The 23,753-nt window shown below is 68.9% G+C and carries 25 protein-coding genes, 1 rRNA gene and 1 pseudogene; 18 read left to right on the plus strand and 9 right to left on the minus strand.

Features of this window, described 5'->3' with window-relative positions; genetic code table 11:
* Nucleotides 1-74: 74 nt before the first annotated feature.
* From ACGFSA_RS12890 to ACGFSA_RS12905, 4 genes are all read left to right on the plus strand, one after another.
* Nucleotides 75-242, plus strand: a complete 168-nt coding sequence (locus ACGFSA_RS12890) for a hypothetical protein (protein WP_393303429.1) — start codon at nt 75-77, stop codon at nt 240-242.
* Between the two features lie 131 nt (nt 243-373).
* Nucleotides 374-1,093 (plus strand): 3-oxoacyl-[acyl-carrier-protein] reductase, encoded by a 720-nt coding sequence (gene fabG / locus ACGFSA_RS12895; RefSeq protein ID WP_393303431.1) that lies wholly within the window; start codon nt 374-376, stop codon nt 1,091-1,093.
* A 5-nt stretch (nt 1,094-1,098) separates the two neighbouring features.
* Nucleotides 1,099-1,866, plus strand: coding sequence for an enoyl-ACP reductase FabI (fabI, locus tag ACGFSA_RS12900; RefSeq protein ID WP_393303433.1), 768 nt, complete (start codon nt 1,099-1,101; stop codon nt 1,864-1,866).
* 166 nt (nt 1,867-2,032) lie between these two features.
* Nucleotides 2,033-2,401, plus strand: coding sequence for a hypothetical protein (locus tag ACGFSA_RS12905; protein WP_393303435.1), 369 nt, complete (start codon nt 2,033-2,035; stop codon nt 2,399-2,401).
* Nucleotides 2,402-2,416: 15 nt separating this feature from the next.
* On the opposite strand, the gene ACGFSA_RS12910 is transcribed toward ACGFSA_RS12905, so the two are convergent.
* Nucleotides 2,417-3,091, minus strand: a complete 675-nt coding sequence (locus tag ACGFSA_RS12910; protein WP_393303437.1) for a FadR/GntR family transcriptional regulator — start codon at nt 3,089-3,091, stop codon at nt 2,417-2,419.
* 120 nt (nt 3,092-3,211) lie between these two features.
* On the opposite strand from ACGFSA_RS12910, the gene ACGFSA_RS12915 reads away from it, so the two are divergent.
* The 4 genes from ACGFSA_RS12915 (at nt 3,212) to ACGFSA_RS12930 (ending at nt 5,606) form a co-directional block, all read left to right on the plus strand.
* On the plus strand, nt 3,212-4,504 hold the full coding sequence (locus ACGFSA_RS12915; protein WP_393303439.1) for a CynX/NimT family MFS transporter: 1,293 nt from the start codon (nt 3,212-3,214) through the stop codon (nt 4,502-4,504).
* Nucleotides 4,505-4,521: 17 nt separating this feature from the next.
* On the plus strand, nt 4,522-4,638 hold the full coding sequence (locus tag ACGFSA_RS12920; protein ID WP_266987204.1) for an SGM_5486 family transporter-associated protein: 117 nt from the start codon (nt 4,522-4,524) through the stop codon (nt 4,636-4,638).
* Between the two features lie 168 nt (nt 4,639-4,806).
* Nucleotides 4,807-5,013, plus strand: coding sequence for a hypothetical protein (locus ACGFSA_RS12925; RefSeq protein WP_393303441.1), 207 nt, complete (start codon nt 4,807-4,809; stop codon nt 5,011-5,013).
* A gap of 74 nt (nt 5,014-5,087) precedes the next feature.
* The gene (locus ACGFSA_RS12930) at nt 5,088-5,606 is read left to right on the plus strand and encodes a SixA phosphatase family protein (RefSeq protein WP_393303443.1); all 519 of its coding nucleotides are present in this window, start codon (nt 5,088-5,090) and stop codon (nt 5,604-5,606) included.
* 76 nt (nt 5,607-5,682) lie between these two features.
* On the opposite strand, the gene serB is transcribed toward ACGFSA_RS12930, so the two are convergent.
* Together serB and ACGFSA_RS12940 are read right to left on the minus strand one after the other, a co-directional pair.
* Nucleotides 5,683-6,945, minus strand: coding sequence for a phosphoserine phosphatase SerB (serB, locus tag ACGFSA_RS12935; RefSeq protein ID WP_393303445.1), 1,263 nt, complete (start codon nt 6,943-6,945; stop codon nt 5,683-5,685).
* 268 nt (nt 6,946-7,213) lie between these two features.
* Complete coding sequence (locus tag ACGFSA_RS12940; protein ID WP_393303447.1) at nt 7,214-8,863, minus strand: streptophobe family protein; 1,650 nt, start codon at nt 8,861-8,863, stop codon at nt 7,214-7,216.
* Between the two features lie 244 nt (nt 8,864-9,107).
* Here ACGFSA_RS12940 and ACGFSA_RS12945 point away from each other — a divergent pair, with 244 nt between their 5' ends.
* Nucleotides 9,108-11,663: an FHA domain-containing protein gene (locus ACGFSA_RS12945; protein ID WP_393303449.1), complete on the plus strand. Its 2,556-nt coding sequence runs from the start codon at nt 9,108-9,110 to the stop codon at nt 11,661-11,663.
* 96 nt (nt 11,664-11,759) lie between these two features.
* Here the strand turns inward: ACGFSA_RS12945 and ACGFSA_RS12950 are convergent, their stop codons facing one another.
* A complete protein-coding gene (locus ACGFSA_RS12950; protein WP_393303451.1) occupies nt 11,760-12,524 on the minus strand; it encodes a transglycosylase SLT domain-containing protein in 765 nt (254 codons plus the stop codon).
* A gap of 270 nt (nt 12,525-12,794) precedes the next feature.
* Nucleotides 12,795-13,151, minus strand: a pseudogene (locus ACGFSA_RS12955) (S-adenosylmethionine:tRNA ribosyltransferase-isomerase); the annotation flags it as partial.
* Between the two features lie 515 nt (nt 13,152-13,666).
* On the opposite strand from ACGFSA_RS12955, the gene ACGFSA_RS12960 reads away from it, so the two are divergent.
* The 3 genes from ACGFSA_RS12960 to ACGFSA_RS12970 all read left to right on the plus strand — a co-directional run bounded on the left by ACGFSA_RS12960 (nt 13,667) and on the right by ACGFSA_RS12970 (nt 15,845).
* Nucleotides 13,667-14,812 (plus strand): GAF domain-containing sensor histidine kinase, encoded by a 1,146-nt coding sequence (locus ACGFSA_RS12960; RefSeq protein ID WP_393303453.1) that lies wholly within the window; start codon nt 13,667-13,669, stop codon nt 14,810-14,812.
* Nucleotides 14,805-15,449: a response regulator gene (locus ACGFSA_RS12965; RefSeq protein WP_393303455.1), complete on the plus strand. Its 645-nt coding sequence runs from the start codon at nt 14,805-14,807 to the stop codon at nt 15,447-15,449. Before ACGFSA_RS12960 ends, ACGFSA_RS12965 begins: the two co-directional genes overlap by 8 nt.
* Before the next feature lie 147 nt (nt 15,450-15,596).
* Complete coding sequence (locus tag ACGFSA_RS12970) at nt 15,597-15,845, plus strand: chaplin (protein ID WP_366693890.1); 249 nt, start codon at nt 15,597-15,599, stop codon at nt 15,843-15,845.
* A 265-nt stretch (nt 15,846-16,110) separates the two neighbouring features.
* Here the strand turns inward: ACGFSA_RS12970 and ACGFSA_RS12975 are convergent, their stop codons facing one another.
* Complete coding sequence (locus ACGFSA_RS12975; protein ID WP_393303457.1) at nt 16,111-16,893, minus strand: hypothetical protein; 783 nt, start codon at nt 16,891-16,893, stop codon at nt 16,111-16,113.
* A gap of 123 nt (nt 16,894-17,016) precedes the next feature.
* Between ACGFSA_RS12975 and ACGFSA_RS12980 the strand changes: the two genes are divergently transcribed.
* From ACGFSA_RS12980 to ACGFSA_RS12995, 4 genes are all read left to right on the plus strand, one after another.
* On the plus strand, nt 17,017-17,814 hold the full coding sequence (locus ACGFSA_RS12980) for an ABC transporter ATP-binding protein (protein WP_393303459.1): 798 nt from the start codon (nt 17,017-17,019) through the stop codon (nt 17,812-17,814).
* A gap of 69 nt (nt 17,815-17,883) precedes the next feature.
* Nucleotides 17,884-18,312, plus strand: a complete 429-nt coding sequence (locus ACGFSA_RS12985) for an NfeD family protein (RefSeq protein ID WP_266987230.1) — start codon at nt 17,884-17,886, stop codon at nt 18,310-18,312.
* 126 nt (nt 18,313-18,438) lie between these two features.
* Nucleotides 18,439-19,368 carry an SPFH domain-containing protein gene (locus ACGFSA_RS12990; RefSeq protein ID WP_393303462.1) on the plus strand — a complete coding sequence of 310 codons (930 nt, stop codon included), beginning with the start codon at nt 18,439-18,441 and terminating at the stop codon, nt 19,366-19,368.
* Between the two features lie 62 nt (nt 19,369-19,430).
* Nucleotides 19,431-20,198, plus strand: a complete 768-nt coding sequence (locus ACGFSA_RS12995) for a sulfite exporter TauE/SafE family protein (RefSeq protein WP_393303464.1) — start codon at nt 19,431-19,433, stop codon at nt 20,196-20,198.
* Nucleotides 20,199-20,267: 69 nt separating this feature from the next.
* Here ACGFSA_RS12995 and ACGFSA_RS13000 read toward each other — a convergent pair whose 3' ends face one another.
* From ACGFSA_RS13000 to ACGFSA_RS13010, 3 genes are all read right to left on the minus strand, one after another.
* Complete coding sequence (locus tag ACGFSA_RS13000; RefSeq protein WP_327247129.1) at nt 20,268-20,774, minus strand: HNH endonuclease; 507 nt, start codon at nt 20,772-20,774, stop codon at nt 20,268-20,270.
* A 157-nt stretch (nt 20,775-20,931) separates the two neighbouring features.
* The gene (locus tag ACGFSA_RS13005) at nt 20,932-21,462 is read right to left on the minus strand and encodes a YbhB/YbcL family Raf kinase inhibitor-like protein (protein WP_393303466.1); all 531 of its coding nucleotides are present in this window, start codon (nt 21,460-21,462) and stop codon (nt 20,932-20,934) included.
* Nucleotides 21,463-21,505: 43 nt separating this feature from the next.
* Nucleotides 21,506-22,288, minus strand: a complete 783-nt coding sequence (locus ACGFSA_RS13010) for a sporulation protein (protein ID WP_393303468.1) — start codon at nt 22,286-22,288, stop codon at nt 21,506-21,508.
* Nucleotides 22,289-22,360: 72 nt separating this feature from the next.
* Here ACGFSA_RS13010 and ACGFSA_RS13015 point away from each other — a divergent pair, with 72 nt between their 5' ends.
* Both ACGFSA_RS13015 and ACGFSA_RS13020 read left to right on the plus strand, forming a co-directional pair.
* The gene (locus ACGFSA_RS13015) at nt 22,361-23,002 is read left to right on the plus strand and encodes a DNA-3-methyladenine glycosylase (RefSeq protein WP_393303470.1); all 642 of its coding nucleotides are present in this window, start codon (nt 22,361-22,363) and stop codon (nt 23,000-23,002) included.
* A 681-nt stretch (nt 23,003-23,683) separates the two neighbouring features.
* Nucleotides 23,684-23,753 (plus strand): 16S ribosomal RNA (locus ACGFSA_RS13020); the annotation flags it as partial.

The following is a 23,753-nucleotide window of genomic DNA, read 5'->3' on the forward strand; positions in this document are numbered from 1 at the left end:
AGCGGACCGTCACCGGTCGGCTACTGGTTTGCGGGTCCTGAGCATGCCGCACGGCAGTAGGCCGAATGTTGCCGGTGGCCACCAGGGTCTCCGGGGCCCTGAGATCCATTGATGCCATCCACGTCGCGAGCGCGCTCGTCATCGGCGGAGCCCTCGACTCCCTGATCACGTACGACAAGCGAATGCTGGAAACGGCGAGGGAAGAGGGCCTGTCCGCGCATGCGCCCGGAATGGTGGAATGAGGCCGGGCCGCCGCCGACTGTAGGAACCCCACAGTGCCTCGTGGAAGCCACTGTCAGGGGCCGAGTCCTTGGAAAGCGCATGGTAGCGATAGGTTTTCGAGGTACCAGACCGCTATCGAAAGGGTGATCCGTTGAGCCGCTCGGTTCTCGTCACCGGAGGAAACCGGGGCATCGGCCTCGCCATCGCCCGCGCTTTCGCCGACAACGGCGACAAGGTCGCGATCACGTACCGCTCGGGCGAGCCGCCCCAGGTCCTCACCGAAGCGGGGGTCCTGGCCGTCCGGTGCGACATCACCGACGCCGAGCAGGTGGAGCAGGCATACAAGGAGATCGAGGAGAAGCACGGTCCGGTCGAGGTGCTGGTCGCCAACGCCGGTATCACCAAGGACCAGTTGCTGATGCGGATGTCCGAGGAGGACTTCACGTCCGTAATCGACACCAACCTCACCGGCACCTTCCGGGTCGTCAAGCGTGCCAACCGCGGCATGCTGCGCGCCAAGAAGGGCCGTGTCGTCCTCATCTCCTCCGTCGTCGGCCTTCTCGGCTCGGCGGGGCAGGCCAACTACGCCGCGTCCAAGGCCGGCCTGGTCGGCTTCGCCCGGTCGCTGGCGCGTGAGCTCGGCTCGCGGAACATCACCTTCAACGTCGTCGCGCCCGGTTTTGTCGACACCGACATGACCCAGGCGCTCACCGAGGAGCAGCGCAAGGGCATCGTCGCCCAGGTGCCGCTGGCCCGTTACGCGCAGCCCGAGGAGATCGCCGCCGCGGTGCGCTTCCTCGCCTCCGACGACGCGTCGTACATCACTGGAGCCGTCATCCCCGTTGACGGCGGATTGGGCATGGGTCACTGACCACCATGATCGGAATTCTCGACGGCAAGCGCATCCTCATCACCGGTGTGCTGATGGAGTCGTCCATCGCCTTCCACACCGCCAAGGTGGCCCAGGAGCAGGGTGCCGAAGTCATCCTGACGGCCTTCCCCCGGCCCACGCTGACGGAGCGCATCGCCAAGAAGCTGCCCAAGCCCGCCAAGGTCATCGAGCTGGACGTGACCAACACCGAGCACCTGGACCGGCTCGAAGGCCTGGTCCGTGCGGAGCTCGGTTCGCTGGACGGCGTCGTCCACTCCATCGGCTTCGCGCCGCAGGACGCGCTCGGCGGCAACTTCCTGAACACCCCGTTCGAGTCCGTCGCCACCGCGATGCACGTCTCGGCGTTCTCGCTGAAGTCGCTCGCCATGGCCTGCAAGCCGCTGATGAGCGAGGGCGGCTCGATCGTCGGCCTCACCTTCGACGCACAGTTCGCCTGGCCGCAGTACGACTGGATGGGCCCGGCCAAGGCCGCGCTGGAGGCCACCTCCCGCTACCTCGCCCGCGACCTGGGCAAGGACGACATCCGCTGCAACCTGATCTCCGCCGGACCGATCGGCTCGATGGCCGCCAAGTCCATCCCGGGCTTCTCGGAGCTCGCGGACGTGTGGAACACCCGCTCCCCGCTGTCCTGGAACATGGCCGACCCGGAGCCGGCCGGCCGCGGCGTCGTCGCCCTGCTCTCGGACTTCTTCCCGAAGACCACGGGTGAGATCATCCACGTCGACGGTGGCGTGCACATGATGGGTGCCTGACCTCGTACGACCCGGCACGATCCGGCCGCGTACCACCTCCGAGCGGGTGGTGCGCGGCCGTCGTGCGTCTCCGCCCGGTCTTCCCCCGCTCAAGTCGAAAAGACGGTCGATCCACCGCAGAATGTGGTGGAACCGGACTTTTGGTCAGGCTGCGGAGGTGATCGCTGTGCGCCCCACACGTCGCCGAACCCGGGCCCTGCTGGCGGCCTCGGCCGTCGCCGTCGCACTTGCCGCCCCCATAGGCATATCCGTCATGGGGCGGATGGGCGCGGGAACGTCCGCACCCGCCGGCCCCACCCCGGACCCCTCCGGCGCCGAATGCCGTACGACGGTCCAGGGCTCCCAGGTGGTCGCCTACTGCCACAACCCGTACCCCTCCATCGACCGGGTGCAGCTGCACACCGAATGCCGCCGCTGGTGGGACATCGACGCGGACGGCATACCCGTCGACGTCGCTCCCGGACAGACGGTGCGGCTCGACGACCGCTGCTGGAAGGAAGTCGCCTCCGCCTGGGTCACCCACCGCCGGATATAGATCCACTCCTCCGGGTCATTTCCGTTCCACCAGACAGCTCAGTGCGTGGCTCGCCGCCTCGGCGGCCGCAGTCTCCGCGTCACCGGCCCGGATCGCCTCGACCAGTCGCCCATGGTCCATATGGTTCTCCGGCCGCAGTTCGTGCCCGACATCGACCCGCAGATAGTCGCGCAGCAGATCCCCCAGATCGGCATAGAGACCCGTCAGTACGTCATTGTGCGAGGCGGCGACCACGGCCAGATGCAGCGTGGCATCCGCTGCCACGAACGCCTCCGCGTCCCCTGCGGCCCAGGTCTCCTCGCGGCGCGCCATGAGCGCGTCCAGCTGCTTCAGATCCCGCTCGGTGCGCCGGACGGCCGCCAGCCGGGCCGCGGACGACTCCAGTGTCGAGCGCAGCTCGGCGACATGGCGCGGGTCGGCGGAGGCGAAACGGCGGTGCATCACCCCGGCCAGTTCGCTGGTGGCGACGACATACGTGCCCGACCCCTGACGGATGTCCAGCAGCCCGTTGTGCGCGAGCGCGCGCACCGCCTCGCGGACGGTGTTGCGGGCCACCCCCAGCTGCTCGACCAGCTCGGGTTCGGTCGGAATCCGCGAACCGACGGGCCACTCGCCCGAGGTGATCTGATTCCTCAACTGGGCAATCACCTGGTCGGCGAGTGCCGAACGTCGCGGAGACGTCAGCGCCATGATGCTCCTTGCTCGGTTCCTTGGGTCTCCGGATTCTCCGGTCTGCGGGTTTCCCGAAGGTTTCCGAAGCTTCTCAGACGATTGGACAATCAATCATCCCATGATTCTATGATGGGGCCCATGCCCGACGACGAGACCCAGCGCCAGCCCCTGACCCTGAACAGGCACACCACCACGGCGAACATCCCCCTGGACGCCCCGGCTCCGCCGGCCGCCGCGGATCCCGCCCCCTGGCTCCTGCGCCTGGTCACCGTCGGTCTCGTTCTCACCGCGCTCAATCTCCGCCCCGCCATCACCAGCCTCGGCGCCCTCCTCGAAGAGGTACGGGACGGGCTGCACATGAGCGGCAGCGTCGCCGGTGTCCTTACCTCCGTACCGCCGCTCTGTTTCGCCGTCTTCGGCATCATGGCGCCTCGCCTCGCCCGCCGCTTCGGCCCCGGCGCGGTCGTCTGCGCCGGCATGGTCGCCATCACGGCCGGACTGCTGATCCGGCCCCTTGTCGGCTCCACGGCCGGTTTTCTCGCCGCCAGCGCCCTCGCGCTCATGGGCATCGCCGTCAGCAATGTTCTGATGCCGGTGATCGTCAAGCGCTGGTTCCCGGACCGGGTCGGCTCCATGACCGGGCTCTACTCCATGGCGCTGGCCCTCGGCACCTCACTCGCCGCGGCCGTCACCGTGCCCATGACCGATGCGCTCGGCGGCAGTTGGAAGGCAGGTCTGGGGATCTGGGCCATGCTCGGAGCGGCGGCGATCATGCCCTGGATCCCGCTGGTACGGGACCGGCGCGGCACCCGGGGACAGCCCGCCGGCCAGCAGCACCAGGACGCCCCGGCCCTGCGGATCACCCGCTCCCGCACAGCCTGGGCCCTCGCCTGCTTCTTCGGCCTCCAGGCCACGGCCGCGTACATCACCATGGGCTGGATGCCGCAGATCTTCCGCGACGCCGGGGTCTCCGCCGGCACGGCGGGGGTGCTGCTCGCCGTGACCATGGCCATGGGCGTGCCGCTCGCCTTCGTCATCCCGCGGGCCGCCGCCCGGATGCGGAACCAGGGCCCGATCGTCGTCGTGCTCGGCACCTGCGGCCTCATCGGCTACGCCGGTCTCTACCTTGCACCGGCGGGCGGCGCCTGGGCCTGGGCGCTCCTCCTCGGCATAGCCAACTGTGCCTTCCCGCTCGCCCTCACCATGATCGGCATGCGGTCCCGGAGCGGCGCCGGAGTGGTCCGCCTGTCGGCGTTCGCCCAGTCCACCGGCTATCTGATCTCGATCCCCGGCCCGCTGCTGGTCGGCGTGCTCTACCAGCACAGCGGCGGGTGGGGGCTGCCGATCGCGCTGATGGCGGGCCTCATGGTGCCGCAGATGGCGGCGGGAATTCTGGCCGGGCGGGACCGGACGATCGAGGACGAAAGCTGAGATGCGAGACTGGCCCCATGCCAGTGCTCGATCCGAATCCCCAGAACGGTCAGAAGAAGCTTCTCCTCGTGCTCGGAGTCATGCTCCTGATCACGGTGATCATCGGAGTGATCGCTTCGATCGCCTCTCCCTGACACCTGCCCAGTGCCACGCCCCGACGTCCCCGCCGGGGATGGTGGGGCTAGCACCACCATCCCCTAGGGGGCCAGGGTCAGGGTGAAGTGGGTGGGTCACCGGATGGGACGGGCGCCGCCGGATCCGTAGGTTTCAAGTATCAGAACCGATGCCCCACGGAGGCGGACATGTCGGCCCGTACGTACACCCGGTCCCCCCGCCCCGCGTCGGCCGGCGTCGAGGTCCGGCTGCCGTGGTGGGCCATCGCGCTCCCCTCGGTGGCGTTCGCCGTCCTCCTGCTGATGATGGTGGGATCCGGCCAGGCGCACGCGGCGACGGGCGACCCGGCGATCGGCCGGTTGCTTCAGCGAATCGTGGACCTGCTGATCCGCTGAGGGCGTTCACCCGCGGCGGGGGAGCCCTTCAACACCCTGCGACGGGCGGAACATTTCATGCGAAGCTGAGGTGTATGAGCGTCGATACACCTCGCAGGATCGTCCTTCTCAGACACGCAAAGGCGGAATGGTCGCAGGACTCCGACCACGAGCGACCGCTCGCGGAGCGCGGCCGCAAGGATGCGCCGGTGGCAGGCCGCAAACTCGTCGATTCCGGCATCGTCGTCGATCTGGCCCTCTGCTCGACCGCCGCCAGGACGCGCGAGACCTGGAAGCTGGCGGTACACGAGATGCCGAAGCGTCCCAAGACCGTGCACGAGGAGCGGCTCTACGAGGCCTCGCTCGGCGAGCTGATCGCCCTGATCAACGAGACCCCCGATGAGGTACGGAACCTGCTGATCATCGGTCACAACCCCGGGATGCACGCTCTCGCCGACGCCCTCTCCGCATCGGCGGAGGGCGACACCCTGGCCCGGATGACCCACGGCGGATTCCCGACCGCCGCGTTCGCCGTCGTCGAGTTCTCCGGCTCCTGGAAGGGCGTGGAGCACGGCGTGGGCAAGCTGATCGAGTACTGGACGCCGAACGACTGATCGCGACGTCGTACGCGGATGGGCCCGGCACGGGTGAGGTGCCGGGCCCATCCGCGTACACGGAGCGGTGGATCGGTCAGGCGAGGCCGTCGGCCGCCTCGACCTCTTCACGGGTGATCCCGAGCAGATACAGCACGGTGTCCAGGAACGGCACGTTCACCGCGGTGTGCGCGGCCTCGCGGACGACCGGCTTGGCGTTGAAGGCGACCCCGAGGCCGGCCGTGTTCAGCATGTCCAGGTCATTCGCTCCGTCACCGATCGCGACGGTCTGCGCCAGCGGCACCCCGGCCTGCTCGGCGAAACTGCGCAGCAGCCGGGCCTTGCCCGCCCGGTCCACGACGTCGCCGACGACCCGCCCGGTGAGCTTACCGTCGACCACTTCCAGGGTGTTGGCAGAGGCGAAGTCGAGCCCGAGCCGTTCCTTCAGGTCGTCCGTGACCTGGGTGAACCCGCCGGAGACGACGCCCACTTGATAGCCGAGCCGCTTCAGCGTGCGGATCAGCGTGCGCGCACCGGGGGTCAGTCGCACCTCGGCGCGCACCTTCTCCACCACCGACACATCGAGCCCCGCCAGCAGTGCCACCCGCGCGTGCAGAGACTGCTCGAAGTCGAGCTCGCCACGCATCGCCTGCTCGGTCACCTCGGCGACCTTGTCCTCACAGCCGGCGTGCGCCGCGAACAGCTCGATGACCTCGTCCTGGATCAGCGTCGAGTCGACATCCATGACGACCAGTCGCTGCGCCCGGCGGCTCAGCCCGGCGGACACGACCGCCACATCGACGCCGATGCCGGCGGCCTCGGTCGCCAGCGCGGTCCGCAGCTCCGCGGTTCCGGTGCCGGACACGGCGAACTCGACGGCCGTGACCGGGTACTTCGCCAGCCGGAAGATCCGGTCGATGTTGCCGCCGGTCGACGTGATCGTGGCCGCTATGGCGGCGGTCGACTCGGCGGTCAGCGGGTGTCCGAGCACCGTCACATGGGAGCGCCCGTACCCACGCGGCCGGTTGTCACCGGTACCGGAGATGATCTCGGCCTGCAGCTTCAGCGATTCGGCCCAGTTGTGCACGGTCGCCCGCAGATCGCCCTCGGTGGTACCGCCCGCGGTGGGGGTGGTGACCAGTGCGCACAGAACGATGCGGCCACGGGTGACGACCTGCTCGATGTCGACGACATCGACCGCATAGGCGGCGAGCGTGTCGAAGAGCCCGGCGGTGATTCCCGGACGGTCCTTCCCGAAGATCTTCACGAGAAGGGTGGGGGTGTCGGTGCCCTGACGGGACTCAGGGGCCTCAGAGGGCTCGGGAGACGGGGAGGACTGAGGGGACTGAGATGCGCTCATGGTGTTCCCACCGTATCGGTCCCCTTCACGCCCTCGAACCCCCGTCCCGCGGACCGGACAGCGGAAACGGTCCCCTGCCGATCGGCCCGGCCCCTGTCCACGGCGGGAGTGAGCAGCCCTGCACGGCGCGTGTTCGATGCGGTGGGACGTTCAAGCCCGTCCGGGGGTCCCGCATGTCCTCGAGGCAGGATCGTGCGGCGCCCCGTCCGGGGGCCGCCGTCGGGCCGGACGCGCTCCCCGGGCCGTCCGGCCCTCGCGGACAGCGCGGTCAGCCGGCCCCGGGCGTCCGGCCGGACGGCGGCAACCCTTCCCCGTCCCCCGGCCCTGGCCCCGGCCCTGGCCCCGGCGGCGGCACTGCCGGCCGTACGGGCGGACCGATCGGCCCCGCCACCGTCGGCGCACTGTGAATCCCGCCCCTCGCCGGATCCGGATACGGACGCAGATACGGATTGGTCTCGTCGTGCGACGGCCGGTACACCCGCGACGGCGTGTACGGTCCGGGCCCCCCACCGTCACCGCTGCCGTTGCCGCTGCCGCTGCCCCCGCCGGCCGGCCCCGCCCCCGACGGAACCGCCCCCGCCCACCAGGCCACCGCCGCCCCCACCGCACCCGCGCCCGCACCCCACACCGCACCCAGCAGGGCAGCCGTCCCCGTCCGTCCGTGCAGCTCGATCCCGGCGCCGAACGCGTCGAAGCCCAGCACCGACAGCGACGCATCCGCGGACACCTGCGTCAGCCACACCAGGAGCGCCAGCGCCGACGCTGTCACGCCTCCGAGGCGCACCGCACACCGCCCCACGAACCCGGCCCCGGTCAGCTCCCCCCGGGGCGTGCGGGTCGCGGCCAGCACCCCCGCGTACAGCATCATCACCGCGGCGGCGACCGCCAGCAGCCAGACCCGGCCATCCAGCCCGGCCAGCCGCCCGACCGTCACCGGCTCGTCGGCGGACACCCGTAACAGCTCGTCCAGCGGATCGGGCAGCACCTTGGCCAGCTCACCGGTCGCCCGACCGTCCCACGGCACGAAGAGGCCGAGCGGCACCCCGAGCCACGCCCCGTTCGGCGCCCCGAGCAGCGCGGCGCCCGCGATCCGTTTCGGGTGGGCGTCGCCGACCGCCGCGTACGCCGCGGCCGCGCACCCGGCGACCACCGCGACCAGCAGCACCGACACGACCGCGGACGCCGCAGGCCGCACCGTCCGGTCCACCCATGCCAGCCCGGACGGCAACGGGGTGCGGCGCGAGGCGAGCAGCGCGATGACCAGCACTCCGAGAACCCAACACGCCCCACCCGCAAGGGACGTGGGCGAGTCGACGGTGAACCCGACCCGCGCCTGCGCCCGTGCGAGATCCGCCAGCCGTTCCGGCAACAGCCCACCCAGATCACCGAGCCCACCGGGCAGACCGCCACCCCCTCCCGCCCCTGGCACCCCGGCCGGCCCCAGCGCCCCGCCGTCGATCGTCACGACATCGTGACCTGCCCAGGCGAGCCCGCCGAGCACGGCGACGAACATGACCGCCACCATCCCCGCACGGACCGTGAGTTCGGCACCGGAGAGGACCGCTCCCACCCCGCGCAGCGACCGCAGGAAGAAGAGGGAGAGCAGCAGTGCGCCGACCAGCCCCACCCCGAGCGGTGTGACGGCGAGAGCGGTGTGCGCCTCGGCGTCGTCCAGCCCGAACGCCTCGACATTGCCGGACGGAGAGACCGATCCACCCGCTCCCAGCACCACGACGGCCGCCGTCATCGGTCCCAGCGCCCCGGCCGAGTCGGCCCCGAGGAGATGCAGCCCGAGGGCCGCCGTTCCCGCCATCCCGGCCATCGCCCAGCTGACCGAGGCGACGGACGCCAACACCACGTCCCCCCACGGGATACGCCCCGTACTGCCGCCGCCGCTCCCGTGTGCGTACCTCGCCATCTGGACCCCCTCAATCCGCGCAGAGATGCCCTGAGTTGACCTGTTCACTCATGATCCGTACGCACTCGTGGGCGCTTACTACTCTCCGAGCCTGTTTCTCCCCCGTCAACGGTGCGTCGCAGCAGGTCTCGATTCGGCCTTGCCCCCGCCCGACTTTCGTATCGGTGACCGCTCCTGGAATAGTTCCCCACGATGTTCAGCATCCCTAGACTCCCTGTGACGGGGGTAACTCGGGGGACAACTAGTGGGGCGCGGAGTGCCGGAACTCGTACTGGAATTGAATGGAAGGACCTGGACGCTCGATCCGTCCAGGCCATACACCCTCGGTCGCGATCCACAGGGCGACCTGACGATCGACGACGCCAGGGTTTCGTGGCGGCACGCCACGATCAGCTGGGCGGGCCGGAGTTGGTTCATCGAGGACCACGGTTCCACCAACGGCACCTATGTGGAGGGCCGGCGAATCCACCAGATGGAAATCGGGCCGGGCTCGGCCGTGCATCTGGGCAACCCCACTGACGGACCGAGACTGAGCTTCAGCGGCGCCGCCGCGGCCGCCGATATGTACAGCGGTCAGGGCGCGGGCGCACAGCAGACCCCCGCACAGCAGCCCCAGCAGGACGGCGCGGGCCGGCCGGGGCAGCAGCAGGACCCCGCAGCGCACCAGCAGCAGGCATGGCAGCAGCAGGGCGCGCCGCAGCAGCCTCAGATCCCGCACCAGCAGGGCGTGGCGAAGCCGCCCGCCGCGGGCGGACCCGGTGGTGCCGCGGGGGCTCCGCCGGTCTACGGAGACCGCAGTCCGACGACGTTCCACCAAGTAGCCCTGGACAGGGTCATGCGCATCGGTCGCGCGCTGGAGAACGAACTCGTCGTCTCCGACCTCCAGGTCTCGCGCCACCACGCCGAGTTTCACGCGACACCCGACGGCCGCTTCGAGATCCGCGATCTCGGTTCCCACAACGGCACATACGTCAACGGTCAGCCGCTCCAGAAGTCCGGCTCCGCGCTGATCGGCCCGAACGACATCGTCGGTGTCGGTCACTCGACCTTCCGCATGGTCGGCGACCGGCTGGAAGAGTTCGTCGACACCGGTGAGGTCTCCTTCTCCGCCCGCCACCTCACGGTGACGGTCGACGGCGGCAAGCAGATCCTCAAGGACGTCTCGTTCGGTGTCCCGGAGAAGTCGCTGATCGCGGTCATCGGCCCCTCGGGTTCCGGCAAGTCCACCCTGCTCAAGGCGCTCACTGGCTACCGGCCCGCCAACCAGGGTGATGTCCTCTACGACAACCGGAACCTGTACAAGCAGTTCGCCGAGCTGCGCCAGCGCATCGGTCTGGTCCCGCAGGACGACATCCTGCACAAGGAACTCACTGTCACCAAGGCCCTCAAGTACGCGGCCAAGCTCCGCTTCCCCGCAGACACCACCGAGGCCGAGCGCCAGTCCCGGATTCACGAGGTTCTCGCCGAGCTCAAGCTCGACATCCACAAGGACAAGAAGGTCACCTCCCTCTCCGGTGGCCAGCGCAAGCGTGTCTCGGTCGCCCTGGAGCTGCTCACCAAGCCGTCGCTGATCTTCCTGGACGAGCCGACCTCCGGCCTCGACCCGGGCATGGACCGCGACGTCATGCAGCTGCTGCGCGGTCTCGCCGACGACGGCCGTACGGTCCTCGTCGTCACGCACTCCGTCGCCGAGCTGGCGATCTGCGACAAGCTGCTCGTCATGGCGCCCGGCGGTTCCGTCGCCTACTTCGGTCCGCCGGAGGAAGCTCTCAACTTCTTCGGCTACGCGACCTGGGCCGACGTCTTCTCCGCCTTCGAGAACTACCGCGACTACGACTGGGCCGGCCGCTGGCGCGGTTCGCAGCACTACCAGATGTACGCCGCGGACATCGACGCCGTTGCCGCGCAGTCCGTACACATGCCGCCCCCACAGCAGAGGCGCCCGCCGAAGCCGCAGGGCTGGGGGACGCAGCTGTGGACGCTGATGCGCAGGTACGTGTCGGTGATCGCGTCAGACAAGGGCTTCATGGGTCTGATGGTGATCCTGCCCGCGGTGCTCGGCATCGTCAGCGTGGTCATCCCGGCCGACTTCGGCCTGGCCCCGCCGAAGCCGCCGTCCCGGTTCAACGGAGATGCCGGAACGATCATGCTGATCCTCGCGGTCGGGATGTGCTTCTCCGGTGCGGCCAACTCCGTACGAGAACTGATCAAGGAACGCGTCATCTATGAACGGGAACGGGCCACCGGCCTCTCCCGCTCCGCCTATCTGATGTCCAAGGTGATCGTCCTCGGCGTGATCACGGCCATCCAGGGCGTCATCATCTGCGGCATCGGCTTCGCCACCCGCGATCTGCCCGAAGAGGGTCTGATCATGCCGCCGGCCGTCGAGCTCTGCGTGACGATCATCGCGCTCGGCTTCACCTCGATGATGTTCGGTCTGGTGATCTCCTCGCTGGTGAAGACCTCCGAGAAGACCATGCCGCTGCTGGTCATGTTCGCGATCGTCCAGGTCGTCTTCACCGGCGTCCTGTTCCAGGTGTACGGATCGCCCGGCCTGGAGCAGTTCGCCTGGCTGATGCCGTCCCGCTGGGCCATCGCGGGTGCGGGCTCGACGCTCGACCTGGCGCACCTGATGCCGCCGTGGGACCAGAAGAACCCGACCGACCTGGACCCGCTGTGGGAGCACACGGCCGGTCAGTGGGGGATGAACATCTCGGTGCTGCTGGTCCTCGGCATCATCTGCGGCTTCGCGGTCGCGCGACTGCTGCGCCGCCATGAGCCCGAGGTCATGCGCAAGTAGACGTGGGCACCGCGCACACGGAACGCCGAAGGGCGGCACCCCGGATCGGGTGCCGCCCTTCGGCGTATGTGTGTGCGCGGTGCCGTGCCGCGTCGGTCAGTACGCGCTGTTGACGTTGTCGATCGAGCCGTACCGGTCGGCGGCGTAGTTGGCCGCGGCGGTGATGTTGGCGACCGGGTCGTAGATGTTCATCGAGGTACCGGGGACGTGGTACGCGTTGAACGTCGGCTGGATGACCTGCAGCAGACCCTTGGACGGAATGCCGTTCTGGGCGTTGATGTCCCAGCCGTTGACAGCGTTCGGGTTGCCGGTGGACTCCCGCATGATGTTGCGGTGCAGGCCGTCGTACGAACCCGGGATGCCCTTGGCCTTCATGATGGCCAGCGCCTCGGAGATCCAGCCGTCCAGGTTGTTGGCGTAGACCGGGGTACGGGCGACGGAGCGCGTGGTGACCTCGGTGGACCGCTTCGCGACATCGGCCTTGGCCTTCGCAGCGGCCTCGGTCTTCGCCTTCGCGGCGTCGGCCTTGGCCTTCGCGTCGGCCTGGGCCTTCGCCTTGGCGGCGGCCTGCTTCGCCCTGCCCGCGTCAGCGGCCTTCACCAGCTGCTCGGCGGTGGAGTGCTGCTCGATGATGCTGGCCTGGATGGTTTTGGCGTGCGGGGCGCCGGCGTCGAGGCTGAAGACCGCCGGAGCGGCGGAAGCGGCCTGCGGCTCGGTCTGCGGCTTGGCCGGGGTCTCGGCGTGGGCCGGGACGAGGGAGAGCGAGAGAGCGGCGACGACGACAGCGGAGACGCCCGTCGCGGAGAGCTTCTGGGTCTTGTTCAGGCAGCGAATTCGGCTGGTGATGCTGGACGCGGACATTCAGTCGTACCTCTTCGAATCGCTGGAGTCCTCACGGAGGACGAGACGGAAGCGACGGTTCGCATCTCCGTCGGGGACGAGTGCAATTCTTAGCGGCCGCAAAATTCCGTGGCAAAGGTGTGACGTACGAAGCCGGGTAGTGGATCAGGGGCGCGCTCGAACGGGACGGTCCGCGCTCATGACGACTCATGTGGCCCTTATGCATCCACTAGCCGGCTTCGTAAGTGACGTGGGTCCTATGTGCGGCCTCACATCGGCCGCGTAACAACTTCACCAATCGTTGCTTCGGCAATTCAGAGCGTGAGGCTCCGGTTCAAGGAGTAGGAGATGCACGTCTCCGAACTCATGCCAGAGGTATCGCTGCCGCAGCGCCTCCGGGTATGCGCACTGCGGCGCGTCCCGCCCCACGACCGCCTCCGGCATCAGCAGATGCGAGGCCTCCGGCTCGTGCGGCCCGGTCAGCAGCCCGTCCACCGCCCGCACCCCGCGCTGCGGTGTCACCACCAGATCCGTCCGGCCGGCCGCCGGCCGCACCACTCCGTCCGCGCCCGCCGACGACTCCAACGCCCGCACCGCCGTCGTACCGACCGCGATCACCCGCCCGCCCGTCGTACCGACCGCGATCACCCGCCCACCCGTCGCCCGCGCCGCGATCACCCGCCCGCCCGTCGTCCGCCGGCGCGCTCGCGGTTCTGGCGTCCAGCACCAGATCCCAGCCCCGCTGAGCGAGCGCGGCCGCCAGCGCACGTCCCCTCGAGGCGCCCGTGATCACCGCGACGGGCAGGCCAACCGTCCCCTTGATACCAAGGTCCTGTCCTGCCGATCTTCGTGGGCCCGGAACGCCCGGCACGGCGCCTCGCTGCGTTGTCGTCAGTCGCCCACGTACGTCCAGTACGAGGACGATCCTCCGCCTTGCGATGCACCGCACCAGACGCCCCGGGCTGATCCACGAAGATCGACAGGGCAGGACCTGGGCGATCACCGATGGACCTCGGCACCCCCAACGTAGGAAGGTCGCCCTGCGCCGCGCCTCGTCCGCGAGCCGCACCCCCGCAAGGCACTTCGGCCTAGGGCCGGCGCCCTAGGCGCCGGCCGTCCACAGGCCGATACGGAACCCCTACCCCCGCCGGTACGGTGAGGCCATGAGCCACAGCCCACCGTCGGGCCTCGCAGCGGTGAGTGCCGCGCTGCTCGCCATGAGCCGGCACCTCGAAGTGCGTGACGTCCTGAAGACCATCGTCGCCTCGGCCCGCGAACTGCTGGACGCCGAGTACGCGGCCCTGGGCGTCCCCGACGACCACGGCGGCTTCGCCCAGTTCGTCGTCGACGGTGTCAGCGACGAGCAGTGGAAGGCCATCGGTCCGCTGCCCCGGCAGCACGGCATTCTCGCCGCGATGCTCCACGAGGCGGAGCCGGAGCGCCTCGCCGACGTCCGCAAGGACCCCCGCTTCGAGGGCTGGCCGGCCGCCCACCCGGACATGTCCGACTTTCTTGGCCTGCCCATCAGGGACGGCGACGAGGTCATCGGCGCGCTCTTCCTCGCCAACAAGCGCTGCCCCAAACCCCAGGGCGGTTGCGGCTTCACCGCGCAGGACGAAGAACTGTTGTCGATCCTCGCCCAGCACGCGGCGATCGCCCTCACCAATGCCCGGCTGTACGAGCGCAGCCGCGAGCTCACCATCGCCGAGGAGCGCTCCCGCCTCGCCCACGAGCTGCACGACGCGGTCAGCCAGAAGCTGTTCTCCCTGCGGCTGACCGCCCAGGCAGCCGCCGCCCTCGTCGACCGCGACCCGGCCCGCGCCAAGGGCGAGCTCCAGCAGGTCGCCGCGCTGGCCGCGGAAGCAGTGGACGAGCTGCGCGCCGCCGTCGTCGAACTGCGCCCCGCAGCGCTCGACGAGGACGGCCTGATCGCCACGCTCCGCACCCAGGTCCAGGTCCTGGACCGCGCCCACACCGCCAAGGTCACCTTCGAGAGCCTCGGTGTACGAGCCCTGCCCGCCGCCCAGGAGGAGGCGCTGCTCCGGGTCTCCCAGGAGGCCCTGCACAACGCACTGCGCCACTCGGGCGCCGAGCAGGTCTGCGTCACGCTCGCCCGTCGTGGCAGCGGCACGGTGCTGCGGATCACGGACGACGGCAGCGGATTCGAGCCCACGGCGACGCGGCAGGCGGGCCGCCATCTGGGTCTGGTGTCGATGCGGGACCGCGCGAGCGGTGTCGGCGGCAGGCTCACCGTTGAATCGGCGCCCGGCAAGGGCACCACGATCGAGATGGAGGTCCCCGGTGGCTGACAAGATCATCAGGGTGCTGCTGGTCGACGACCACCAGGTGGTCCGCCGCGGTCTGCGTACGTTCCTGGAGATCCAGGACGACATAGAGGTCGTCGGCGAGGCGGCCGACGGCGCCGAAGGAGTCGCCCGCTCCGAGGAACTCCGCCCCGACGTGGTGCTGATGGACATCAAGATGCCGGGCACCGACGGCATCGAGGCGCTCCGCAAGCTCCGCGGACTGGACAACCCGGCCAAGGTGCTGATCGTCACCAGCTTCACCGAGCAGCGGACCGTGGTTCCGGCCCTGCGTGCGGGCGCCTCCGGTTACGTGTACAAGGACGTCGACCCGGAAGCGCTGGCCGGCGCCATCCGCTCGGTCCATGCGGGCCATGTCCTGCTCCAGCCGGAGGTCGCCGGGGCTCTCCTCGCCCAGGAGGACGGAGGCGCCGGGTCCGGCCGGGGGAGCACCCTCACCGAACGGGAGCGGGAGGTCCTCGGCCTGATCGCCGACGGCCGCTCCAACCGCGAGATCGCGCGGGCCCTGGTTCTTTCCGAAAAGACCGTCAAGACGCACGTCTCGAACATTTTGATGAAGCTGGATCTGGCGGACCGCACCCAGGCGGCGCTCTGGGCCGTCCGGCACGGAGTGGCGGGCTGATCGGCGCCGGAGCGGAACGGTTCCCTCCGGACTGAGATTCATACTGTCGGGTGTATGCCACCCGTACGGCGCATCCTGTCGGGCCCGAGGGCGTTCTCCATGGCGTGCTGCGGCGGCCGGCCGCAGCGACGCGAGGAGGATCCTGAAGTGAAGAACCTGAAGAAGGCTGCTGCCGTCACCATGATCGCCGGTGGCATCATCGCCGCAGGCGCCGGCGCGGCCTCCGCCACCGGTCACGGCGCAGGCGCCCACGGTGTGGCGACCCACTCCCCGGGCGTGGTCAGTGGCAACGTCATCCAGGTCCCGGTCCACGTCCCGGTGAACGTGGTCGGCAACACGGTGAACGTGATCGGCCTGCTCAACCCGGCCTTCGGCAACGTCGGCCACAACGGCTGACCACCCCGGTTCCCTGGATGCCGGACGGCCCCGAAAAGGACCCGTCCGGCATCAACCATGCTGCCCCGCACCACACCTCACGACCCGTCACCACCGAGGGTCGAGCCGCCACGGGTCGAGCCACGCCCGCCCGGCATCATCAAGCCCGTCCGGCATCATCAAGCCCGTCCGGGCGACCGAGGACGGACGGGCCACCGGACGCCCCAGTGCCCCGTTCCCGCGCCTTACGGTCTGCCCCACGGCAGGGAGTGGGCTTCCAGGGCCCCTACCCCCGCTCCCGCCCCTCCACATACGCGTTGTACGCCGCCACCTGTGCCCGCCGAGCCACCCGCTCCACCGGCCGCAGCGCCGCCCCCCGGGCCGCGATCTCCGACGCGCTCACCGCCCCGCCGTGCCCGTTCTCGTACGCCAGCGAGATCAGTATCCCCACCCGCTGCGCCAGCTCCAGCACCCGTACCGCCCGCGGCGGATATCCCGGAGCCAGCAACTCCCGCCCCCGCTCGGCCCGCGCCCGGTACGCATCCAGCGCCGCCTCCGCCACCGGCCCGGACCCGGCCACATCGAGCCGCGACAGCGCCGCCGTCGCATCCCGCAACGCCTCCGCGAGCTCCCGCTCCGCCTCACTCAGCGACGGCACATCGGCCGGCGGCGCCTCCCGCACCGGCAGGCAGTGCCACACCACCTCGACGTGCAGATCACCGGCAGGCCCCGCCTCCCGCACCTCAGGTACCAGCCCGTACGGCGCACCGGACGCGACTACCGCCTCCTCCGCCTCCAGCGCCCGCGCATTGAACTCGGGCGGGCCGCTGAGCCCGAGCGGATGCCCCGGCATCGGCAGCGCGACCCGGAAGCCCGTCACTCCCAATCCGCGCAGCCGCCCCAGCGCCAGCGTGAGCCCGACCGGACCCGCCTCACCCGGCAGCCCCTCGACGCGGTGCACCGCGTCCTCTCCGACAATCGCGAGCGCGGCGTCGTCCGGTGAGACAAGTCCGGCCAGAAGCGCGTTTCCCCATGAGGCCAGCAGCCCCGAGCGTGGTTCCGAAAGCATGGGAACAGCCTAGGGAACCGGACCTAGGAGCCGGAGCACTCCCGGGGTGGCGTAGGTTTTCCCTGGGAGCTGTGCCCACAGGCACGCGACGATCTCGAGACTGCATGGGGAGACAACGCGCTCATGAGCGATGTACTGGAGCTGGTGGACGTATCCGTGGTCCGCGACGGACGCGCTCTGGTGGACGACGTCTCCTGGTCGGTCAAGGAGGGGGAGCGCTGGGTCATCCTCGGCCCGAACGGCGCCGGCAAGACCACCCTCCTCAACATCGCGTCCAGCTACCTCTTCCCGACCAAGGGCAGCGCCACGATCCTTGGCGAACAACTCGGCGGCGTCGGCACCGACGTCTTCGACCTGCGCCCGCGGATCGGTATCGCGGGCGTCGCCATGGCGGAGAAGCTGCCCAAGCGCCAGACCGTCCTGCAGACGGTGCTCACCGCCGCGTACGGCATGACCGCCACCTGGCACGAGAACTACGACGCCGTCGACGAGGACCGGGCCCGCGCCTTCCTCGACCGGCTCGGCATGACCGAGTTCCTCGACCGCAGGTTCGGCACCCTCTCCGAGGGCGAGCGCAAGCGCACCCTGATCGCCCGCGCCATGATGACCGACCCCGAGCTGCTGCTCCTCGACGAGCCCGCCGCCGGTCTCGACCTCGGCGGCCGCGAGGACCTGGTCCGCCGCCTCGGCCGACTCGCCCGCGACCCGTTCGCCCCCTCCATGATCATGGTGACGCACCACGTCGAGGAGATCGCCCCGGGCTTCACCCACGTCCTCATGATCCGCCAGGGCAAGGTCCTCGCCGCGGGCCCCATGGAGATCGAGCTCAGCTCCCGCAACCTCTCCCTCTGCTTCGGTCTGCCGCTCATCGTCGAGCACACCGGCGACCGGTACACCGCGCACGGCCTCCCGCTGTCCTGAACGCACTGTGCCCCGAATGTCCTGATCGAAGCCCTGTCGGCGAGGGACTCGCGGTCCTACCATGACCGGGTGGACATCGATGCGTGGGTGTGGTGGCTGATCGGCGCGGTCGGGCTGGGTATTCCGCTCGTCCTGACCGCGATGCCCGAGTTCGGGATGTTCGCCGTCGGAGCGGTCGCCGCGGCGGTCGTCGCGGCACTCGGCGGCGGCATCGTGGCCCAGGTCCTGGTCTTCGTGGTCGTCTCCGTCGCGCTCATCGCGGTGGTCCGCCCGATCGCGGCCAGGCACCGCGCCGACCGGCCTCAACTGGCCACCGGCATCGATGCGCTGAAAGGCCGTCAGGCCGTCGTCCTGGAACGGGTCGACGGCAGCGGTGGCCGGATCAAGCTGGCCGGAGAGATCTGGTCGGCCCGCGCCTACGACGGAGACCAGAGCTTCGAACCCGGCCGGCAGGTGGATGTCGTGGACATCGACGGTGCCACGGCCGTCGTCATGTGACCGAACCGCTCACACGGCGGACCGCGGTCTGCCAGACTCGATGTCGATCATCATGAGATCCGGACCTCATGAGATCCGACCCCGATCATCGCGATCTGTCGGCAACCGAAGGGCACGAGGAACACGATGCAACCGATCATCATCGTCCTGATCATTCTGGTGGTGCTCGTCTTCATCGCCCTGATCAAGACGATCCAGGTCATCCCGCAGGCCAGCGCTGCCATCGTGGAGCGCTTCGGCCGCTACACCCGCACGCTCAACGCAGGCCTGAACATCGTCGTTCCGTTCATCGACACCATCCGCAACCGGATCGACCTCCGCGAACAGGTCGTCCCGTTCCCGCCCCAGCCGGTGATCACCCAGGACAACCTGGTCGTCAATATCGACACCGTCATCTACTACCAGGTGACGGACGCGCGGGCCGCGACGTACGAAGTCGCCAGCTACATCCAGGCGATCGAGCAGCTCACCGTCACCACCCTCCGCAACATCATCGGCGGCATGGACCTGGAGCGGACCCTGACCTCCCGCGAGGAGATCAACGCCGCCCTCCGTGGCGTCCTGGACGAAGCCACCGGCAAGTGGGGTATCCGCGTCAACCGCGTCGAGCTCAAGGCGATCGAACCGCCGACGTCCATCCAGGACTCGATGGAGAAGCAGATGCGGGCCGACCGTGACAAGCGTGCCGCGATCCTTCAGGCCGAGGGAACCCGGCAGTCCGCGATCCTCACCGCGGAGGGCGAGAAGCAGTCCGCGATCCTGCGCGCCGAGGGTGAGGCCAAGGCCGCGGCCCTGCGCGCCGAGGGCGAGGCCCAGGCCATCCGTACGGTCTTCGAGTCCATCCATGCCGGCGACCCGGATCAGAAGCTCCTCTCGTACCAGTACCTCCAGATGCTCCCGAAGATCGCCGAGGGCGACGCCAACAAGCTCTGGATCGTGCCGAGCGAGATCGGTGACGCTCTCAAGGGCCTCAGCGGCGCCTTCGGAAACCTCGGCGCCGGCGTCCCCGGCTTCAACACCGGCAAGGAGCGCCGCGAGGAACCCCCGGTCGACTGACGCGTACATACCATCGTGCATGATCAGTGCACCAAGCACTGATCATGCACGGGGGAATCGGAATGTCCATCTGGGAAATGATCGCGGTCTTCGGCGCGGGCATCAGCGCGGGCGCGATCAACACGGTCGTCGGTTCCGGAACGCTGATCACCTTCCCGGTCCTGCTCGCCACCGGCCTGCCCCCGGTCACCGCCACCGTCTCCAACGCCCTCGGCCTGATCCCCGGCTCCATCAGCGGCGCCATCGGCTACCGCAAGGAACTCGCCGGACAGGGCCGCCGCGTCCTCAAGCTGAGCATCGGTGCTCTCATCGGCGGCCTCACCGGCGCCACCCTGCTGCTGGTCCTGCCCTCCACGGCGTTCGAGACCATCGTGCCCATCCTGGTCGCCCTGGCCCTCGGCCTGGTCATTCTGCAACCTCGCATCAGCAAAGCCGTCCAGCGCCGCCGCGAGCTCAACGGCACCACCGCCCGCGCCGACGGCGGCCCGCTCCTCGTCGTCGGACTGATACTCGCCAGCGTCTACGGCGGCTACTTCACCGCCGCCCAGGGGATCATCTACCTCTCCCTGATGGGCATGCTGCTCGACGACACGATGCAGCGCCTCAACGCTGTCAAGAACGTGCTGGCAGCAGTCGTCAACAGCGTTGCCGCGCTCTTCTTCCTCTTCGTCGCGGACTTCGACTGGACGGCCGTCGCACTGATCGCGGTCGGCTCCGCGCTCGGTGGCCAGATCGGCGCGAAGGTCGGGCGCCGCCTCAGCCCCACCGTGCTGCGCGGCCTCATCGTGGCGGTCGGCACGGTCGCCATCGTCCAGCTGGTGCTCCGCTGAACCCGGAAGCCCGGCTCCGCACGGAGACGGGCTTCCGATACGATGATCCACGTAGGCGGCCTACGCCGACTATGCGGCGGTCCGGTCCAGCCACTCCGGCAGCGCCGACCGCTCACCGGCCCCCATCGCCAGCAGCATCGCCTCTGCGGGCGACGGTACGAAGGGCTGCCGCAGCAATGGCATCCCCGCCTGCTCCGGCGTCCGGGCCGCCTTGCGGTGATTGTCCTCGGCACAGGACGCCACCGTATTGAGCCAGGTGTCCTGGCCGCCCTGGGCGCGCGGCACCACATGGTCGACGGTCGTCGCCCGTCGCCCGCAGTACGCGCACCGGTGCTGGTCCCGTATCAGCACACCCCTTCTGGACCACGGCGCCTGTCTTCGGAACGGCACCCGTACGTACCGGCAGAGCCTGATCACCCGGGGCACCGGAATGTCCACGGCGGCACCACGCATGCGGAGATCGGGATGCGACTGCTCGACAACAGCCTTGTCCTGCAGAATCAGCACCACCGCACGGTTCAGTGTCACCGTCGACAGCGGCTCGAAGCTCGCGTTGAGAACCAGCGTGTCCCGCATCTCGCCCACCTCCCGTGTGCCGCCCGCCCCCCTGGCAGGCCCGGACCAACTCTGGCTGGGCGGGCCGGGATGGACAACGCAATAAAAAATGCCCTGCCCTGATCTCTCCAGGACCAGGGCAGGGCAAACAGCAGGAGAACTCTCAGCTCACCGGGTACTACGCGGGACCGGTGTATTCACCGATCAACTGAGCACGACCCAGTGTGTGGAACCGCAGATTGAACCCGACCACAGCGGGCGACACATCACTGCCCGGCCCCAGCTTCTCGCTGTCCACCGCATACACGGTGAAGACGTAACGGTGGTTCTCCCCGGCCGGCGGCGCGGCGCCGCCGAACTCCTTCGACCCGTAGTCGTTACGGACCTGAACGGCACCTGCGGGCAGCCCCTCGAACTTCCCGCTGCCCGCACCGGCCGGCAGCTCCGTGACCGATGCCGGGATGTCGAACGCGACCCAGTGCCAGAACCCGCTGCCAGTCGGAGCATCCGGATCGAAGCAGGTCACGGCGAAACTCTTGGTCTCCGCCGGGAACCCCTCCCACCGCAGCTGCGGCGAAGTGTTCCCGGCCGCGAACACCTGGGCGTCTGCCAGCACGGCCCCGGGAGCGAGATCCTCGCTCACCACCGTGAACGAAGGCACCTCGGGATGGAAGTCATGCGGCAGCGGCGGCCTCTTCGGCTCGGTCACGTCAGCACCTCTCCTGATCGGCTCTGGAGTCTCGCCACCGACCCTAGAGCCAGTTGCGCCGACCGCCGACCTGGGCGAGCCACTGATTGAGGTATGCCGCCCAGTCGGTCCCCCGGAAGTCGTTCAGATCGACCTTGAAGGCCCGGTACGAGTCGCTGCCCTCACTGAAGAGCCCCGCCTTCTTGTCCATCTCCAGCACGACATCCATCTCGCGGTCGTCCGCGACGAACGTCAGCTCGACCTGGTTCAGCCCGCGGTACTGCTGCGGCGGGAAGAACTCGATCTCCTGGTAGAACGGCAGCCGCTGGCGCGTGCCGCGGATGTGACCGCGCTCCATGTCCGCGCTGCGGAACCCGAAGCCGAGCTGTCCGAACGCGTCCAGGATCGCCTGCTGCGCCGGCAGCGGGTGGACGTTGATCGGGTCGAGGTCGCCGGAGTCCAGCGCCCGCGCGATCTCCAGTTCGGTGGTCACACCGATGTTCATGCCGTGCAGGTGCTGACCGGCGAACATCGTGATCGGTGTCTCCCAGGGGATCTCGAGCCCGAACGGAACGACGTGCACGGCACCGGCCTGCACCTCGAACGCCCCACCGAGCTGCAGCTTGGTGAACTCGATGTCCTGCTTCATCTCGTGGTCGTTGCCCTCGACCTCGACCCGCGCCTGCAGACCGACCGAGAGTCCTTCGATCTGCTGCGCCACGGAACCGCCCTGGATCCGCACCTCGCCCTGGACGACCCCGCCCGGTACGACGTTGAGCTCGGTCAGCTCCGTCTCCACCGAAGCACCACCGGCACCCATGCTCGCGAGCAGCCGCTTGAAGCCCATATTTACTCCTCCTTGGTCTGACCCCTACATACGCGCGACGACCGTAGTCGGTTCCCGGTAACCTCGAACGCCATGATCGAGGGTCTGGACCGTACGCCGCTGACGCGGGACTTCTTCGACCGCCCCGTACTGGAGGTGGCACCCGACCTGCTGGGCCGGACCCTGGTGCGCATCACGGGCGACGGCCCCATCGAACTCCGCCTCACCGAGGTGGAGGCGTACGCCGGCGAGATCGACCCCGGCTCGCACGCCTACCGCGGCCGCACCGCGCGCAACAGCGTGATGTTCGGACCACCCGGCCATGCCTACGTTTATCTCACCTACGGCATGTGGCACTGCCTCAACCTGGTGTGCGGCCCCGAAGGCGTGGCGAGCGGTGTACTGCTCCGGGCCGGCGAGGTCCAGGTGGGTGCCGAGCTCAGCCGTAAACGTCGAATCTCGGCCCGCAATGACCGGGAACTGGCCAAAGGCCCGGCCCGTCTGGCTACCGCCCTCGACATCGACCGAGGCCTGAACGGCACTGACGCCATCGCCCACCCGGGTGCCCCCTTGTCCGTACTGCACGGCACCCCACCACCGCGCGACCAGGTACGCAACGGCCCCCGCACCGGCGTGGGCGGTGACGGAGCCACACACCTTTGGCGCTTCTGGATCGATGGAGACCCCACGGTGAGCCTGTACCGACCCCACACACCACGCCGCCGCGCAACTTGACTCGCCCCTGCCGGACACCTAACGTAGTCCGAGCCGCTTGAACGGGTACTGCTGTCGGCACGGTCCATCGGGCCGAGGCTGAGCACCCGGAAGCGACCAACCACTACCTTCGACTCACCCTGGCGGGTGCGAATTCGGCATGTCGTAATTCGATCCCACCGGCTCGATTATGAGCTGCCCAGGAAATCGATTAAAGTAGTGGACACGCCGAAAGGCAAAGGCCACTCCAAAGGCCACCGGAATAAAATTCGGACCGGAAACGGAAACGAAAAAGAGTCTGGTAAGGTTGGAATCGCCGGAAAGGGAAACGCGAAAGCGAAGAACTGGAAAGCGCAGTAACAAATCTTCTGCTTCGCAGAGGGCCCGCTTCGACCGGGAATCGGACACGAAAGAGTCTGATAGAGTCGGAAACGCAAGACCGAAGGGAAAGCCCGGAGGAAAGCCCGAGAGGGTGAGTACAAAGGAAGCGTCCGTTCCTTGAGAACTCAACAGCGTGCCAAAAGTCAACGCCAGATATGTTGATACCCCGACCTGCTTCGGCAGGTTCGAGGTTCCTTTGAAAGTCCTGCCGGGCCTCACGGTTCCGGTAGGCAATTACACAGCGAGGACGCTGTGAACGATCGGTCCTATTCCGACCGGTCGTTCCGCTCTCGTGTGTGTCATCCCGATTACGGGAGAACATTCACGGAGAGTTTGATCCTGGCTCAGGACGAACGCTGGCGGCGTGCTTAACACATGCAAGTCGAACGAT

Origin of the sequence: Streptomyces sp. NPDC048496 (genome assembly GCF_043200055.1) — a bacterium.
Lineage (GTDB): Bacteria > Actinomycetota > Actinomycetes > Streptomycetales > Streptomycetaceae > Streptomyces.